Here is a 16,834-nt window from a genome sequence, read left to right on the forward strand (position 1 = left end):
GCTCGGCCGTCCACCGTTACGATAGCGTTCTGAGACAGCCTCTTAGCTTAGCGGAGGACCAACGATATTATTTAGGCCCGCACCAGCCTGTCTCGGCGAATTTCTGCGCGCGCCACGGCGGTATCCCTCATTCGAACCGATAATGGACATTGGCATCGCGTATGACGACAAAGCCGTCCGCCATATTACTCAATCGGCGTCAAAATTTTCATCAGGGCGATGCAGCGATGAGCATTTATGACCCGTCGGACTGGCCAGGTGATGAGGGCGGTTTCTCGGCAACAATGTCCACAACGTCCCCGGCGTTGGCGGCGATTACAGCAATTGGATCAACCGGCATGGAAAAAGCGACGCCGCAGAGCCTATCATTTCTCCATCGGATCTCGCCGTCAACTTCCAGATTTTTCGCCATGAGCGAAAGCTTACGGCCTGGCCAGAGGTCGTTTGCAGCTTCGAGCATCGCTCCGCCTGCCGAGATGTCCCCAACCACGACGGACCTGCTCCCGGTGTCTAAAGTTAGGGTGGCCCTGAACGACGTAGCGAATCTTGCATCGCGACGTCGGTCGGCTTTGCGCAGTCGTTCATATAGCGATGGCAGCATGGTCTGCACTCCCGAACACGGGAACTCCAACGCCATCGCCTGTCTAAGCGCAAATCCTGGTCAAGGATCGAAGCGAAGGACGCGTGCGCTTGAGCCCGGAACTATAAAAAATGAACCTCGCAGGTGACCAAATGATTAACCCAGGACATGATTTTCGTGTTTTGCCGCCTCCTCCCCCCACCTAGATGCTGCCTGTGCGGGAATGTTTGTCGCCTGCCGTTGCGGATGCAGATCAGCGTTTATTTCAACGGCGTTGAGTAACGCCAACCGATCTGGTCCGCGTGGCCAGTACTCTCAAGTTCCTTAAACTTTTTATAGGCTGCCGGCCTACGGGTCGTTTGGAATTAATGTAAGTTAATCATAATACTGCGCGTTGTCCCCGCGACGCTTTGCCGTTAGGGCGGGCAACTGGGCCTTGACCATGCCGGAAGATTTTCGGCAATCTTACGCCATCGGAGAATACATGCGCCGTGATGACCTTCCCGCAGAGCTTCGGGACTATTTCGACAACTCTCCGGTCGCCCTTTCCCTGGGAGAGGCATCGAACGATCATGCTTTGCTGCTGACCAACCGACGTTTTCGTGACCTGACCGGTTACGCTGCCGGCGAAATCGTCGGTCGCAATTGCCGCTTTCTCCAGGGCGAGAGCCGGAATGACGAGGCGCGCGAGAAGATCCACGCGTTTCTGGCAGAGGACCGGATTACCAACGTCCGCACGTCCATCGTCAACTTCCGCAAGGATAGCCGTCCGTTCGTCAACCTCCTCTACATGTCGAAGCTGCGGGGCCAATCGGGCGAGGTACGCTATATCTTCGCGTCACAGTTCGACGTCAGCCGGACGCAGGCAGACCTTTTGCAGGAATATGATATCGCCCTCGGCCGGACGCTGCACCGAATAAGCCCGGTGCTGGCGGAAAGCGGCATCGTGGTCGAGGGATCATTGATGACGATCGCGAACTCTGCTGCCACCATAGCGCAGGCTAAGCTGACCCTGCTCGAGCTAGATCGCGGTTCCTTCCTTTGAGCGGCGGGAATTTTCCGTCGCCACGCCTGCCCGTCGTTGGCATTGGTGCGTCGGCCGGCGGGCTCGAGGCGCTGCGCGATATGCTGTCTACGGCGCGGGGGGCGACCGGCATGGCCTTCGTCATAGTGCAGCATCTCGACCCCACGCATGAGAGCATGATGGCGCAGCTGCTCGACCGCCACACGACCCTGGAAGTGCTTCAGTCCGAAGGAGGCGAGCGCATCGCGGCAGACAAGGTCTATATCATTCCGCCAGGACATGGCCTCGCCATCCGCGAAGGCGTGCTGGAGTTGACCGAGTTCGCGCAACCACGCGGCCTGCGCCGTCCCATCGACGATTTCTTCATCTCGCTTGCCACCGACCAGCAGGGGGATGCAGCGTGCGTCATCCTGTCGGGCACCGGCGCAGATGGGACCACTGGGCTACGCGCCATCAAGGAGAATGGCGGCGTCTGCTTGGTCCAGCAGCCTGAAAGTGCGCGCTATGACGGTATGCCGCTGTCAGCCGTTGGCACGGGGCTCGTCGACTATGTGAAGCAGCCCCGCGAGATGCTCGACTGCCTGATTGCCTTCTTCAACCACCAAACGGTTGATGCAGCAGAGCGAGAGGCCGCGCTGGTCGCGGACCATATCGAAGAAATGTGCAAGACCTTGCGTGCCGCTGTCGGCCACGACTTCTCGGGTTACAAGCGCACAACCCTGATACGCAGGGTCGAACGGCGCATGCATGTGCTGGGTATCGGTTCGGGCAGCACCTATCTGGCACGCATAAAGGCCGACGTGGAGGAGTGCGAAGCGCTGTTCCGAGACCTCCTTATCAACGTTACACGCTTCTTCCGTGATGCCGAGCTCTTTGAGCGACTGCGCACGCAGGTCGTGGAACCGCTGATGCAGGACAGCGACGGCGAGGAGATACGCGTCTGGATTCCCGGCTGCTCGTCCGGCGAGGAAGCATACAGCATCGCGATCCTGTTTGCGGAAGCGGCGCGCAACCTTGGTGTGACTCCGGCTACCGTGCAGATCTTCGCGACCGACATTGACGAAAGCATGTTACAGATTGCGCGCGAGGGCATATATCCCGCCTCGGCCCTCGCCGACATGCCGGTTGCGCTGCGGGAACATTATGCGATCCCCCACGCGGAGCGCTTCACTATCGCGTCGCAAATCCGGGACATGATCCGCTTCTCCAGCCATAGCCTTGTCAAGGACCCGCCTTTCTCGCGGATCGACCTGGTGTCCTGTCGCAATCTCCTCATTTACTTCGACGACCGCCTGCAACAATCGGTAATGCCGCTCCTCCACTATGCGATCCGTCCCGGTGGCTATCTCTTCCTCGGCCCGTCGGAGAGCGTCGGCCGGTTCGAACATCTGTTCCCGACACTCGATCAGCAAGGGCGCCTGTTTAAGCGTGCCCCAGGTCCGCCCAGCTATCCCATAGACCTGCCTGGCAGCGCCTATCCGCGCGGCACTCGCGCGGACGGCCGAACTGAAAGGGGTAGCGGACGCACATTGTCGGACGAGGGTGCAGCAGTGCGCCAGATCGTGGACCGCTATGCCCCTGCAACTATGGTGCTAAATCAGGATGGCGGAATTATTATTGCCGCCTACGGCCGGTTGGGACGCTATTTCGACTTCCCCGTGACCCGCACCGGCGGATCGAGTGCGATCAGCCTGGCTCGCGCGGGTCTGCGCACCGTACTCGGCCCACTGCTGCGAGAGGGGCGCGATAGCCGTAAGCGGGTCGTGGTACGGGACGTGCAGGTCGAGACGGAATATGGCAAGCAGCAGATCGACGTCGTGTGCGATCCGCTGCCCGACGGGACGTTGCTTTTCGTTTTCCGGGATACCGCCCCCTTCAGGCCTTCCTTGGAAGATGACGTGGCTGAGATGGACGCGGGCGACGACCATCTTGATGCGCTCGAGGACGAGCTGCGCGTTACCCGCCATCGTTTGCGCTCCACTGTAGAGGAACTGGAGACGGCTAACGAGGAGCTCAAGAGCTCCAACGAAGAGATGATGTCTATGAACGAGGAGCTCCAATCCACAAACGAGGAGCTGTCCACCGTCAACGACGAGCTTAAATCCAAGGTCGATCAGCTGACCGTCGCCAATTCCGACTTGCGCAATTTCTTTGAATTGACCGAACTGGCGGTGATCGTGCTGGATTCGGACCTGCGTATCCGTAGCTTCACAGAAGCCGCGACGTCACTCTTTCCCCTGCAACCAAGCGACCGAGGGCGTCCACTGGAGGACGTATCGACGCGCCTTGTCGAGGCAGACTATATGGAGGATGCCCGGGCAGTCGCGGCAGGGCATGCAGCAATCCAGCGCCGCGTGACGACCCGGGATGGGGAGCGTGCCCTGTCGCTGAGAACCCTCCCCTATCGTATGCAAAATGGTGCTACGGACGGCGCGACATTGGTACTGACGGACATCACCGACGCCCTGACAATGGAACGAAATCTGGCGGCTCAGCGCGAGCGGCTGGATATGGCAATTCGGGCGGGTGGCATCGCCGTATGGGAATATGACGTTGAGACGCGCGAAGCGGTCGTCGATGCCCATGGTCGCGAGATCCTCGGGATATCAGCCGATACGGCTTCCACCGATGCTGAAACGCGGCTAAGCCGCCTGCATCCCGATGATCGACCCGAGTTTGACGCAGCCCTCATGAAGGCGGTGGCCGACGGCGGCGACTTCGAGGCGAGCTACCGGGTTGTCGAGGGCGACCAGATGCGTCGCATAAAGAGCTTCGGCCGACTAATTACCGGTGACGGATCGCCTCGTCTTGTGGGGGTTTCCATCGATGTGACGCCAGAATATGCGCTCGCAGAAACGCGCGAGTTGATGCTGCGCGAGATGAACCATCGAGTGAAGAACCTGTTCGCCATCGTCGCTGGCATGGTTTCCGCGGGTTCTCGCACCCATCAGGACGTTCGCGCGTTCGCGACGGACATGCGGGAACGGATAGCGGCCTTGGGTAACGCTCATTCACTCGCGTCACCGACTGGTGAGGTGCAGGCCACTGATCTGGCTGATCTGGTGAATGCGACCCTCGCACCCTATCGCGACCACGCTGAAATAACGGTCGATGGACCGAATGTTCGCATCGCCCGGTCTGCACTTTCGCCTCTTGCGCTCATACTGCACGAGTGGGCTACGAATGCAGCGAAATACGGAGCTTTGGGTTCTGATGGCGGCGTTCTGCAAATTGGTTGGCAGCTTGAAAAAGATGCCGTGCGATTGCGCTGGGTAGAGGCATGCTCTCATGCAACCGTTCTCGTAGAGGGGACCGGTTTCGGGACCGTGCTAGTGAAGACTTCCGCGAAGCAACTCGGCGCTGGAGTTACGCGGGAGATGAAAGATGGAACTTTTGTAATCGAGATCTGTTTGCCTTCGCAAGCGCTTGCTGATGGATGATGTGAATGGCCGGAACGGTATTGCTGGTTGAAGACGAACTGTTCGTTGCGCTCGATCTTCAGGACACCATTGAAGAAGCGGGTTTCTCCGTCGATGGTCCTTACATCTCCGTCGCGTCCGCCTTGACCGCGGTTGGTAGTGCGCTTCCAGATTGCGCAATACTCGACGTCCAGCTGGCAGATGGCGAGGTCTATCCGGTGGCGGAAGCGCTAGTCAGCGCCGGCGTGCCTATCATTTTTCATTCTGGGCATGCAGATCCATCATTGCTGGTCGATCGCTTCCTCGAGTTTGTGGTCTGTGGTAAGCCATGCTCGCCTTCCCGGCTTAAGGACACCTTACGGAAAGTCATCAGAGGCGACGAAGATGTGGTGTGCGCCGCAGCATAGCGTGGCTCAGGCGAATAAATTTATCAGCGATATGTTTTACGACGGCTCCGGTTTTTTCGCAAAAATAGGATTAAGCGGTTTTCCGGGTAAGGAATATCCACCGAGCAACTCGGGAGCAGCGCGCTGTTTCGGATTGCGCTGTTGTAGAACTGCGCCGATAACCACCTGTGCGAAGGTTTAACTGGACCGGCCCGCCAGTATGTAAGTAATCAAAGCGCGCACCCGCTGCTGAAATATCGAGCGATCCTATCGTGTTATTGTCACGATGGATGCTATGCAACTGAATATGCGTCAACTCGATTGCACCGATTTAGAAACTATTATTATGAGCAGGTCACCTCATGACATCTCGTCATGATCAATCATGTCTCTGATCTTATTAGCTACCGCTTCGATCCCGAACGGTTTGGTTATAATCTGCATTCCATGTTCGAGAAGCCTGTTTCCGACAACCGCGTTTTCAGCGTAGCCAGTGATGAACAAGATCTTGAGTTCGGGTCTCAAAGCCCGGCCGGCATCAGCAACCTGACGGCCGTTCATCCCACCGGGTAGTCCGACATCGGTCACCAATAGGTCGATACGGAGGTCCGACTGCAATATCTTCAGGCCGCTTGGGCCGTCCGCGGCTTCCACAACATGATATCCGCTATCTGCCAGCACGTCCACGATAAGGGAGCGAACTGACGTTTCATCATCGATCACCAGAACGGTTTCTCCATGCCCCTCAGGCGGCGGCAGGCTAGGCTCTAGCGCCTGATCAACATCGATGGCATCGCCGATATGCCGGGGAAGATAGATGCACATGTTTGTGCCCGACCCAACCTCGGAATAGATACGCACCTGTCCGCCGGACTGACGAACGAAGCCGTAAATCATTGATAGGCCCAGTCCTGTTCCCTCTCCCAGCGGCTTGGTTGTAAAAAATGGGTCAAATGCACGCCTGATGACATCGGGTGTCATCCCTATCCCTGTGTCACTGACGCAAAGCGAGATGTATTGGCCCGGCGGCAATTCCCGTTCGCGCGCCGCGCGATCGTCGAGCCATTTATTGGCTGTCTCGATTGTCAGGCGTCCACCATCCGGCATCGCATCCCTAGCGTTTATGCATAGGTTCAGGACTGCATTTTCCAACTGATACCGGTCGACCAGCGTCGGCCAAAGGCCACCTGCACCCACGACTTCGATTTCGATCGATGGACCGACTGTGCGCCGCACGAGGTCCTCCAGTCCAGATATAAGCTGATTGACATTGACCGGCGAGGGATCCAACGTTTGTCTTCGGGAAAAGGCAAGCAAGCGCTGGGTGAGAGCAGCGGCACGTTTTGCTGCGCCCTGCGCGGTTTCCAGGTGATGAGGGATCGCTTCGATTCGGCCTTGCGCCATGCGCAGGTCAAGTAGCTCAAGATTGCCCAGAATCCCTGCAAGAAGGTTGTTGAAGTCATGGGCGATGCCCCCTGTCAGCTGGCCCACTGCCTCCATTTTCTGGCTCTGACGCAACGCCTCCTCCGTAGCTGCGAGCGTCTCGGCTGCTTCGGTTTCCGCGGAAATATCTCGCCCAAACAGATATAGCATTCCGGCCTCTGGAACCGTAGTCCACGAAAACCGCACATGTCGACCGTCGCTGGCACGCAAGACGCTTTGCGACTCTAAGACAGATGCATCGCTGGCCGCGAGTGTCTCCAGACGAGCTTCCGCAGCGTCGCGGTCTTCGGCGACAAACTCCAGGATACCGCAACCAACCGTTTCCTTTTCGGTCCATCCCAATATCGTGGTCCATGACGGATTGACCGCCTTGATGAGCCCAGAAGTTGTGGCAACCACCTTAACGACTGGCGATATGGCCCAGATGCGCTCGCGGTCGCGGGCGAGCTGACGTTCGTTCGTGATGTCGCGCGCCACGGCATGGATATGGCCGGCATCTGGTACCGCGTTCCAGTCGAGTAATCGGTAGCTTCCATCCTTGCACCGGTAGCGATTTTCGAAAGCCAGTGTCGTGACGCCTTGCGCCAGCTTGCCTACTTCCGCGGCGGTGCTGGCCAAATCTTCGGGGTGAACGAAATCTGCGAGGACATGCCCCACCATCTCATCCTCCGCCCAGCCAAGAAGACGTGTAGCCGTCGGATTCACAGAGCCTATTATGCCTTCAAAGTTGCAGACCAGCATCAAATCCTGACTCAGGGTCCATAGACGATCCCGATCGCGACGTTGTGCCGACATCGCCTCGATCGTAGCAAGCGCTCCAGCGATCTGGCTGGCGATAAGCAATGCAAAATTAGTAGTTGCCCCGTCGAGCGGTCGATAAGGATTCAACGCCAGAACCAACGCACCGGCCGGTTGTGCCGCGCCCGATTGGTTCACCAACACCATCAATGCTTCGCGTGGAGGGATCTGCCAAGCGCCGGTTGGCGGGACGGTCATCAGTCCCTCGAGCGCTACGACGACCTCCTTCGTCTCATCTGCGATCGAGGCGATCGGCCATGGCACATCGTTCGTCGTTATCGGACCTGGAACGTCCACCGCCTCAAGCAACACCAAATCGCCAAAAGGGAAATCCTTGCCGCCAGCAAATGTTTGACGGACGGTGCTGACCACTTCGGCGCGGCTCTTCGCGGCGAGCAACGCAGCGGAAAGCGCGTTCAACATGGTGATCCGCCGTTCGCTAATAACGCGTTCGGTTTCCTCGCTGACGACACACATCAGACCTTCAACGGACCCGCTATCGCCGATCAGCGGGCTGTATGAAAAGGTGTGGTAGGTTTCTTCCGGATAGCCATTACGTTCCAATAGAAGTAGCAACTGCTCATCCCAGGTCGCAACGCCATCACGCATGACTGAGGTGGTCCCGCCTTCTTGGACAGTTTGGCGGCTGAGTTAAGCTAATCCCGGTTGTCGTTCATGCCGCCTGCTTGATCATCAGATCATGGGGGGCATGCCCCCCATGATCTGATTGCTCGGACCGCCCATAGGCCTCTGCCGGGGTTTTTCCGGCAAGACCTGAGTGCGGACGCTGGGTGTTATAATAGGTGATCCACCGGCCAAGGCCAGCACGCAACTCCGAGCCAGTCTCGAACGCATGGAGGTAAACGCACTCGTACTTCAAGGATCGCCACAGGCGCTCGATGAAGACGTTGTCCATCCACCGGCCCCGACCGTCCATGCTGATGCGGACCTCGGCGTCGCGCAACACGCTGGTGAAGGCCTGCGACGTAAATTGGCTGCCCTGATCGGTGTTGAAGATCTCCGGCTTGCCGAAGCGGCCCAACGCTTCCTCCAGCGCCGCCACGCAGAAGCCGGCATCCATCGTGTTCGACAACCGCCAGGCCAAGACCTTGCGCGTTGCCCAGTCCATGATCGCCACCAGATAGAGGAAGCCGCGCCGCATCGGGATGTAAGTCACGTCGGCACACCAGACGTGATTGGGCCGCTCGATCACCAACTTGCGCAGCAGGTACGGATAGACCCGGTGCTGCGGGTGCGGATCGCTCGTGCGCGGCCGTTGGTAGATTGGCGTCAGGCCCATCTTTGCCATCAGCCGCCGAGCCCGGCGGCGCCCTACCTGATGACCTGCCCGGCGCAGGTGCCGCGCCATCTGGCGGCTGCCGTACCATGGGCACTCCATGAAGGTCTCGTCGATGACCCTCATCAGTCCCAGCGTCTCGTCCGTTTCCGGCACCGGAGCGTAGTAATAGGAAGAGCGGCTGATCCGTAGCAAACTGCATTGCGCCGAGATCGACAGGCGGCTGTGAGCAACTTCCACCATCGCTCGCCTCCGATCTACGCTCATCGACCGAAGGCTTTCGCCAAAAAATCCCGCTCCACCACCAGTTGCCCGATCTTCGCGTGCAGCTTTTCCACCTCGCTTTCGGTGACGGTCTTGGCCGCTTCACCCGCCCCGGAGAACGTCCCCGCCATCCCGTCGATCGCTTGGCGTTTCCACGACGCTATCATCGTGTGGTGCACGCCGTGCTTTGCCGCCAGCTCCGCCAACGTCAGGTCACCCCGGATCGCTTCCAGCGCCACCTTGGCTTTGAAATCGGCGCTGTAGCGCTTCCTCGTCGTCTTCATTCCCGTACCAATCCATCAGGTCGGGATTAGCTTAGCACCCTGTCCAGAAAAGCGAGACCACCTCAGACAGACACGATGCGGTCTTTCACATCGTCAAAGACTTCACGCCACACCTGCGACATGGGCACACCTAACGCTGCGGGATGTTTGGCACCTAATGTCGCAATATAGGCGTCATTGTAGAAGAAACTGAGGTCCTCGCCCCAACCAAGCCACATTTCAAAACGCGATAGGAGCATCAGCCTAAGTGGCGCCCGAAGTGCTTCGGGCCAGTGTTCCGGAGGGCCTAACGGCGTCGCGTTCCAATCATGCGCGCGCATCAGCGCGCTCATCGTGGAGTGTCCCGGGAATATCTCCGTTAGGCTATCCGACATAATTCCCTCGGCCTGCCTAAATGGCATCAGAGGGCAAGCACAATGTCCCCACGTGCAGCAGTTTCCCGGGTGAAAGACTGAGCCTCTTGGAGCGTGCGTTCACCAGCAGCAAAGGCGCGACCATAGCGCATACTAAGTCGGCACAGTCCACATAGGGAATTGGAAGCCAGCCGCTTTCAGCGTTCACGCTGTCCTCCTTGCAACACGCCCGACAATTGCTCCACGGAATATGGCTTGTGAAGCAGGGTAAAACCATGATGCGCATCATCGGCAAGGACATGGCTGTAACCGCTGGTCAGCACGACTTTGATCGCAGGCCAGCACGAACGAACCCGACGCGCAAGTTCCAGGCCGTCAATCCCGGGCATGACGACATCCGAGAAAAGAATATCGATCTCCTCCGCTTCCTTGTTCAGGATAGCGAGCGCCTCATGGGCGTTAGCGGCGCGCCGGGTAACGAAGCCGAGATCGCAGAGAAGCTGAGTAGCGAACTCCCCGACTTGTTCATTATCCTCTACGATCAAGATGTTCGCCGGAACGTTGGCAACGTTTCCGGGAAGCCGGGCCTGCTCTGCGATATGCTCAGCAGCGACGCGGGGTAGATAAAGGCTGAAGGTCGTCCCTTGGCCAAGGCGGCTGCTTACATTGATTTCGCCGCACGACTGTTTGGTGAAACCATAAACCTGGCTGAGGCCAAGACCGGTACCCTTGCCGACTTCCTTGGTCGTAAAAAAGGGTTCGAAAATATGCTGGAGTTGCGTGTCTGCAATACCCGAGCCGACGTCCGTCACCGACACTTTGACGAAATCACCTTTGGCGCCTGCATGACCGCGGCGGGCAGGGATGGATCCGGCGGCTTCGATGGAGATGGTGATGCGGCCTTCGCCTTCCATTGCATCGCGGGCATTGACGGCTATGTTGATCAACGCAGTTTCGAACTGGCTGGCATCTACCTCGACGAAGCAGGATTTGCATATGGGATCGACGACAAGATCGATACGCGATCCCACCACCGTCCGCAGCATGTCTGCGACACTGTCGACCTTGCTCGCTGCGTTGAAGATTTCCGGACGAAGCGCCTGCCGGCGCGCAAAGGCGAGAAGTTGACTGGTCAACTTCGCCGCGCGATCGGCGGTGTCGGCGATGGCGCCGATATATTTCTTCTGCTTGTCGCGCGGCAGTTCGCGCGATGCCAGCAGCTCTGCCGATCCACGGATGATGGTGAGCAGATTGTTAAAGTCATGGGCAACGCCTCCGGTCAACTGACCGATCGCCTCCATCTTCTGGAGTTGACGGACCTGATCCTCCGCCGCCATCAACTCGCGCGACCGGGCCTCTACACGAGCTTCCAGCGTTTCATTGAGATGGCGCAGCTGTTCTTCAGCGATGGTGCGTTCCAGCAGATCGGCTGCTTGACGAGCCACAATGTCGAGCAATCGCAAATCTCGCTCGGAGGGCTGATGTGGCCTGCTCCAATGGGTAGAAATCATGCCGAGCAATTTGCCGTTGCGCGACAGAAGCGGCGTCGTCTGCGCCGACCGTATGCCGGCAGCGCGAAAGGCCTCAAGATCGCGCGTCCCGGCAATGGCGTCCCATGTCTCAAAATCGGGAATGATGGCACGTTGGCCGAGCTTCAACGCGAGTGTGCAGCTACTATAGGCCGCCGGACTAACCCACTGCCAGAAGCCAACAGCTTCGGGCGAAAGGCCGCGATGAGCAAGAAGCTGAAGCTGCCCGCCATGACCAGAAGGGTCACCGGCTGGACAAAGTAGCTGCATCGTCCCGAACTGCGCTCCCGTGATCGTCACTGCAGCCTCGACGATCCTGCCATATAATTCGAACCGATCATTTTCGCCAATCAAGGCGATGCTGATGTTGTGCAGCAAATCGATGTCAGATGCGTCACCACCCGTTGGCGGAGATGCAGCTTCTAACAACAAAAGATTCGGCCCCCGACGCGTGACAGTCATTGATACCCCTCGGCGCGCGCTGATGATCTCGCCCAAGACGCTAAATCCTGTCACAAGGCAAAATGTTCCATTCGAGGAGCGACGGCTCTGCGAAAATGCCGCTTCAATCAGTCGCCTTTTACGCTGAACGCTTCTAAATGGCCTTGGCGCTACTATTCGTCGTACAGGTTTTCCGGACCGCCGTGGCCGAACGAAGCTCCAGTAGTAGTTGCGCCGGATCGCTATAGCCGGATGCTAACAAAAGGGGGATGCTCAGTTCCATAAGGAGGTTTGCAATGCCAAAACCGTATGATCATCCGGACTGATATTCAGCGCGGCCAAATTGGCCCTTTCCTGATCCAGCCTATCATGCGTAGTCCAGCGTCAAAACGCTTCGCGCCGATTGCGAATATCTTCAGCGTCACGGTCTGAATGAAGCTGCCCTCGACCGACAATGCCGCATCGTACCCAGCCGCCCCGGGATCGACACACCGTTGGATGGCGGGAGGAAATTCACCGCATTGTCCATGATCTCTTTGCATTATTGCCATAATCCGCACAGCCATGTTCCGCGATTCGCCAATGCTGCGCCTCCTGAAGGCAATCCTCTCAAACCTGCACCTGATTGGTTGCACGGGATTAGTCGGCTTGTGTTGGTCGTCTCCGTTATCGGCCGAAGCGCTGCGGATGAGTTATCCGCTATGCCACGCTACAAACCCTAGGGTGGCACAAGGGAATGCCGCGCCTTCGACCTTTTCCTGTACCGGTACGCCTGACCGCTATCAGAAAGGAACCTTGTGGCTTCGGGCCATCGTGTCAATTAGCGCAGCCAAGCGCGACGATCTTTCTCTGATCGTGCATAGTTCCCGGTTCGATCGTCTTACTGTCACATTTTCCTATGCGGATGGCGCCATAGAACGGCAGGATGTCCGCAGCGGAGATTTTGGAAGTCACTGGCGGGCGGGCGGACAGCTGGCATTTCGTGCGCCTCACCGCAACACGGCTCTGAGTGCAGTGACGTTGCGGTTTGACAAGGTAGCGAGTGCCCGGCTCTTGCGCATGAGGCTCGTTGGACGGGGCGAGGAAAGCACGCAGACAACGGGATTGGCGGCTCTGATCGGCGCTGCGCTCGTTCTGCTCCTCGCCGGCGCACTCTATAATGCCTCGCTGGCACTGGCTGTTCGTAGGCAATTCTCAGCCTGGCAAGCGGCTTGGGCTACGTCCATGGTCGCCTGGGGCACATGCTGGTCGCAGCTCCATCTCTTTTTCTTTCCTTCAATGGCCGGCGCTGTCTCTGCACAAATTTGCACGGGCCTCTCCTGCCTTGCTATTTCCCTTGCCACGTTGAGTGCCGTCACTGCGCTTGATCAGGACCATGTCAGCCGCTGGCTCAGACGAATGACAATCGGACTGACGGCCCTCGTGTTTGCGATTGGCATACCGCTGTCCCTTATGCGATCCGGGCCGATCGAAACGCTTGGCGCTCTGCTTGGCATCCTGGTCCTTGCCAATTTGGCTGCAGTGGCCGTTTCGATCACGCAGGCTTGGCGGCGTGGGAGTGAAGAGGCACGTAGCTTTGCTGGGGCATGGGCAGTGCCAATGCTTGTTCTTGCCTCCACCAGTTTTTTCGATGCAGACGCCATGTTCTGGGGTGGAGGATCACAGATCCTCGTACTTTTTGCAGCAGCATGGCAGACACTCTGGCTCTCGGTTGCAGCCTCACGCAGCTATTCACGTCTGCGTGTCAACGGCGGAGCAAAAGTCGGCCATTCGGCGGCGTAAAACCAGGCCATCGTGTTACATGCCGGGGGGAGTGGCGTGAGGGCGTAGCCCGAGGGCCACTCCCCCCGGCATTGGTGTAATTTTCAGGGTCTGGTTTTGGCCTTGCGGGCCCGGCTGTGCGCGAGGCGATAGCTTTCGCCGTTCATCTCGAGGATGCTGACGTGATGGGTCAGGCGATCGAGGAGCGCGCCTGTGAGACGCTCAGATCCGAAGGTTTCGGTCCATTCGTCGAAGGGCAGGTTGCTGGTGATGAAGGTGGAGCCGCGTTCGTAACGCTGGGAGATCAGCTCGAACAACAGTTCGGCGCCGGTCTTGGAGAGCGGCACAAAGCCCAGTTCGTCGATGATGAGCAGCTTGTATCCGGCCATCTGCTTCTGGAAGCGCAGAAGACGGCGCTCGTCGCGGGCCTCCATCATTTCGCTGACCAGCGCTGCCGCGGTGGTGAAGCCCACCGACAGTCCTTTCTGGCATGCTGCCAGTCCGAGCCCCAACGCTACGTGCGTCTTTCCGGTGCCTGATGGCCCCAGAGCGATGGCGTTCTCACGCCGCTCGATCCACTCGCAGCGCGCCATCTCGAGCACCTGCATCTTGTTGAGCCTGGGGATGGCGGCGAAGTCGAAGCTGTCGAGGCTTTTGACGGCGGGGAAGCGCGCGGCCTTGATGCGCCGCTCGACCATGCGACGCTCCCTGTCGATCATTTCCATCTCGACGAGGCGGGCGAGGAAGCGGATATGATCGACGCCTTCAGCGGCACATTGCCGCGAGAGATTGTGATGCTCACGCAGGCACGTAGGCAGCTTGAGCGCCTTGAGATGGTGAGCGAGAAGGATCTCCGGGGCCTGATCGCTCATGCGGCCTCCTGCCGGTCGGAGAGCAGGCTCAGATAGGCTCTGGCAAAGGTCTTCTCGACCGTGGTGCGTGGCAGGAAGGGATAGACGTCCAGGTCCAGCCTGGGCGGTACGCGTTCGATCCGGCACAGGACGAGGTGCTTGACGGCATCGAAGCCGATGGCGCCAAGATCGATGGCCTGTTCGACCGCCGCCTGGAGATCGGCGAGGGTGAACGTTTCCAGCAGGCGCAGTACCTGCACATATTCGCGCCTGCCATGTTTGTGCATGCGCCCTTCCATCAACCGCTGCAGTGTCGTGAACGCTTCGGGCAGGTCCCAGCCCTGCAAAGGCGCAGCCTGGTCGAATGCGTTGATCTTCTGCTCGATCAGCGGGAGATAATGGAGCGGGTCGAAGACAACCTCCTCGCGGGCATAGCAACGAGGATGACGGGCGATGACTTCGCTGCGGCAGCCGATCACCACCTCATCGACATAGGCCCTGATCCAGACCTCCTGATGGCCCCAGGCCACCGGAACCGAATAATCGTTGGTCCTGTAGCGCACCAGGGATTGCGAGGAGACCCGCCCGCCTTTCTGATCGCAGGCCTCGAAGGGTGTAGCGGGCAGAGGCTGCATGGCCGCGAGATCGCGCTGCAGCCGCTCACCGATCGTCTCGCTCTGCCCGCGCACCTTGTCCTGCTGGCGCTTGCGGCATTGCTCCTCCAGCCACAGGTTGAACGCCTCCCAGGTCGGGAACTTCGGGATCGGCACCATGAAGTTGCGCCGGCAATAGCCTACCAGCCCCTCCACATTGCCTTTCTCGTTCCCCTTGCCCGGGCGAGCATAGCGGTCGCGGATCACGTAATGTGACAGGAAAGCGCTGAACAGCGTGGCACGCTGCCGCGTGCCGTCGGGCAGGATCTTCGTCACAAGGCAGCGATCGTTGTCATAGACGATCGAGCGCGGTACCGCGCCGAAAAACGCGAAGGCATGCACGTGTCCGTCCACCCAGGCCTCCGCCACCGCCGCCGGATAGGCCCGCACATAGCAGGCATCACTGTGCGGCAGATCGAGCGCGAAGAAGTAGGCCTTCTGCTCCACCCCGCCGATCTCCACCAGCGCTTCCCCGAAATCGGCCTGCGCATCTCCCGCAGGGTGCGCCAGCGGCACGAACATCTCCCGGCTGCGCTGTTCGCGCTCCCGGATGTAATCCTTGATGATCGTATAGCCGCCGGTGAAACCATGCTCGGTGCGCAAACGGTCGAATACCCGCTTCGCCGTATGGCGTTGCTTGCGCGGGACACTGCGGTCACCCTCAAGCCATCCATCAATGATCGCCACAAACCCGTCCAGCTTCGGGCGCTGCGGTACGGACTGGCGCCGGTAACCCGGCGGCGATGAAAACGACAGCATCTTGCGTACCGTTTCGCGCGACACATTGAAACGCTTCGCCGCCGCCCGTTGGCTCATGCCATCCGCGCAAGCCAGACGGACCTGAAGATAAAGTTCCACGCTGTAGATCCCCACACCTCCCTGACTCGGCAGAAAGGCTTCAAGGTGGACGACTTTTACGCCGCCCGCAGCAGGACTATCCCGCCGCTACCGTGGTCGAATATTGCTCCGCCGTTCTCATCTGCGCGTGGAACGTGACATGGCGCGCCAAGCCGAAGCCCAGGCGCAGGCGTTAGCGAGACTCGATTCTTTGACGGGGCTTCCTAATCGACGTGGCTTCACCGAACGGGCCGCGGCACTTCTCAATCCGCCGCCGAGTAGAAGCGAAGGGGTAGCTCTGCTCCTCATCGACGTGGACTGGTTCAAATCGATCAACGATGTCTACGGGCATGACGCGGGCGATCAAGTTCTGGAGGGTATTGGCCGCTGTCTTGCCCCACATGAGGGCATGTTCAGCGCTGTCGCGAGATTAGGCGGCGAAGAATTTGCGATGCTGGTCACCCGAATGGGAGATGTCGAACTCATGCGGTTTGCAGAGGTCCTTCGTCACAAGATAGGCGGATATGACCATGGGGACGTCATTGCGCATCGCAAGGTAACAGCGAGCATAGGCATTGCGAGATCAACATTCGCTACCGATTTTCATGCCCTCTATCGCGTTGCGGACGAGGCATTGTATGAGGCCAAGCGGGGCGGACGCAACCGCGTCGCAATTCAACTGGTGGACGAACTCGGCCTGTGCAGCGGTGATATTGACCGGGTAGAGCTAGAAGGCTGAACGATGGTTTCGCATTTGGTAAGCCTGATGCTGCGCCAAAAGCGCAATGATTTGCAATGAAATCATTTCATTCATCAGAGTTTCGGCAAGCGCCTCGTCTGCATCTGGCGAGTTTACACCCATCGTTGAATTTTGACTTTATATCGCTTTTGCAAATCTGCGGTTCTGCTCAAAG

General features: G+C 58.8%; 12 protein-coding genes. 5 read left to right on the top strand and 7 right to left on the bottom strand.

Annotation, left to right across the window (positions count from 1 at the left end; genetic code table 11):
- Positions 1-235: 235 nt before the first annotated feature.
- A complete protein-coding gene (locus tag ACNHGR_RS04780; RefSeq protein ID WP_475284335.1) occupies positions 236-637 on the bottom strand; it encodes a PilZ domain-containing protein in 402 nt (133 codons plus the stop codon).
- Positions 638-1,022: 385 nt separating this feature from the next.
- Between ACNHGR_RS04780 and ACNHGR_RS04785 the strand changes: the two genes are divergently transcribed.
- Genes ACNHGR_RS04785 through ACNHGR_RS04795 form a run of 3 tightly spaced genes read left to right on the top strand, consistent with a single transcriptional unit; the run spans position 1,023 to position 5,430 of the window.
- Positions 1,023-1,625 (top strand): PAS domain-containing protein, encoded by a 603-nt coding sequence (locus ACNHGR_RS04785; protein WP_475288321.1) that lies wholly within the window; start codon positions 1,023-1,025, stop codon positions 1,623-1,625.
- On the top strand, positions 1,622-5,044 hold the full coding sequence (locus tag ACNHGR_RS04790) for a chemotaxis protein CheB (RefSeq protein WP_475284336.1): 3,423 nt from the start codon (positions 1,622-1,624) through the stop codon (positions 5,042-5,044). The genes ACNHGR_RS04785 and ACNHGR_RS04790 overlap by 4 nt, the downstream gene beginning before the upstream one ends.
- 5 nt (positions 5,045-5,049) lie before the next feature.
- The gene (locus tag ACNHGR_RS04795) at positions 5,050-5,430 is read left to right on the top strand and encodes a response regulator (protein WP_475284337.1); all 381 of its coding nucleotides are present in this window, start codon (positions 5,050-5,052) and stop codon (positions 5,428-5,430) included.
- Positions 5,431-5,769: 339 nt separating this feature from the next.
- Here ACNHGR_RS04795 and ACNHGR_RS04800 read toward each other — a convergent pair whose 3' ends face one another.
- From ACNHGR_RS04800 to ACNHGR_RS04815, 4 genes are all read right to left on the bottom strand, one after another.
- Positions 5,770-8,259, bottom strand: a complete 2,490-nt coding sequence (locus ACNHGR_RS04800; protein ID WP_475284338.1) for a hybrid sensor histidine kinase/response regulator — start codon at positions 8,257-8,259, stop codon at positions 5,770-5,772.
- Between the two features lie 64 nt (positions 8,260-8,323).
- A protein-coding gene (locus tag ACNHGR_RS04805; RefSeq protein WP_475284339.1) for an IS3 family transposase occupies positions 8,324-9,495 on the bottom strand; the annotation gives its coding sequence in 2 pieces (ribosomal slippage) (positions 8,324-9,231 and positions 9,231-9,495; 1,173 coding nt in all).
- 62 nt (positions 9,496-9,557) lie between these two features.
- Positions 9,558-9,827, bottom strand: a complete 270-nt coding sequence (locus ACNHGR_RS04810) for a hypothetical protein (protein WP_475284340.1) — start codon at positions 9,825-9,827, stop codon at positions 9,558-9,560.
- A gap of 218 nt (positions 9,828-10,045) precedes the next feature.
- A complete protein-coding gene (locus tag ACNHGR_RS04815) occupies positions 10,046-11,875 on the bottom strand; it encodes an ATP-binding protein (RefSeq protein WP_475284341.1) in 1,830 nt (609 codons plus the stop codon).
- Positions 11,876-12,382: 507 nt separating this feature from the next.
- On the opposite strand from ACNHGR_RS04815, the gene ACNHGR_RS04820 reads away from it, so the two are divergent.
- Positions 12,383-13,600 (top strand): 7TM diverse intracellular signaling domain-containing protein, encoded by a 1,218-nt coding sequence (locus tag ACNHGR_RS04820; RefSeq protein ID WP_475284342.1) that lies wholly within the window; start codon positions 12,383-12,385, stop codon positions 13,598-13,600.
- A gap of 83 nt (positions 13,601-13,683) precedes the next feature.
- Here the strand turns inward: ACNHGR_RS04820 and istB are convergent, their stop codons facing one another.
- Positions 13,684-14,451 carry an IS21-like element ISSsp5 family helper ATPase IstB gene (gene istB / locus ACNHGR_RS04825; protein ID WP_063142326.1) on the bottom strand — a complete coding sequence of 256 codons (768 nt, stop codon included), beginning with the start codon at positions 14,449-14,451 and terminating at the stop codon, positions 13,684-13,686.
- Complete coding sequence (istA, locus tag ACNHGR_RS04830) at positions 14,448-15,941, bottom strand: IS21 family transposase (protein ID WP_011950768.1); 1,494 nt, start codon at positions 15,939-15,941, stop codon at positions 14,448-14,450. Before istA ends, istB begins: the two co-directional genes overlap by 4 nt.
- Positions 15,942-16,080: 139 nt before the next feature.
- On the opposite strand from istA, the gene ACNHGR_RS04835 reads away from it, so the two are divergent.
- Complete coding sequence (locus ACNHGR_RS04835) at positions 16,081-16,659, top strand: GGDEF domain-containing protein (RefSeq protein ID WP_475284343.1); 579 nt, start codon at positions 16,081-16,083, stop codon at positions 16,657-16,659.
- The last annotated feature ends 175 nt before the right edge of the window (positions 16,660-16,834 follow it).

The organism is Sphingobium sp. RS1 (assembly GCF_056156825.1).

Bases quoted from the DNA above. Each gene is read 5' to 3' on its own strand.
- ACNHGR_RS04780 (WP_475284335.1), bottom strand. From the start codon at position 637: ATGGCGTTGGAGTTCCCGTGTTCGGGAGTGCAGACCATGCTGCCATCG.
- ACNHGR_RS04785 (WP_475288321.1), top strand. From the start codon at position 1,023: ATGCCGGAAGATTTTCGGCAATCTTACGCCATCGGAGAATACATGCGC.
- ACNHGR_RS04795 (WP_475284337.1), top strand. From the start codon at position 5,050: ATGGCCGGAACGGTATTGCTGGTTGAAGACGAACTGTTCGTTGCGCTC.
- ACNHGR_RS04800 (WP_475284338.1), bottom strand. From the start codon at position 8,259: ATGCGTGATGGCGTTGCGACCTGGGATGAGCAGTTGCTACTTCTATTG.
- ACNHGR_RS04810 (WP_475284340.1), bottom strand. From the start codon at position 9,827: ATGAGCGCGCTGATGCGCGCGCATGATTGGAACGCGACGCCGTTAGGC.
- ACNHGR_RS04820 (WP_475284342.1), top strand. From the start codon at position 12,383: ATGTTCCGCGATTCGCCAATGCTGCGCCTCCTGAAGGCAATCCTCTCA.
- istB (WP_063142326.1), bottom strand. From the start codon at position 14,451: ATGAGCGATCAGGCCCCGGAGATCCTTCTCGCTCACCATCTCAAGGCG.
- ACNHGR_RS04835 (WP_475284343.1), top strand. From the start codon at position 16,081: ATGGCGCGCCAAGCCGAAGCCCAGGCGCAGGCGTTAGCGAGACTCGAT.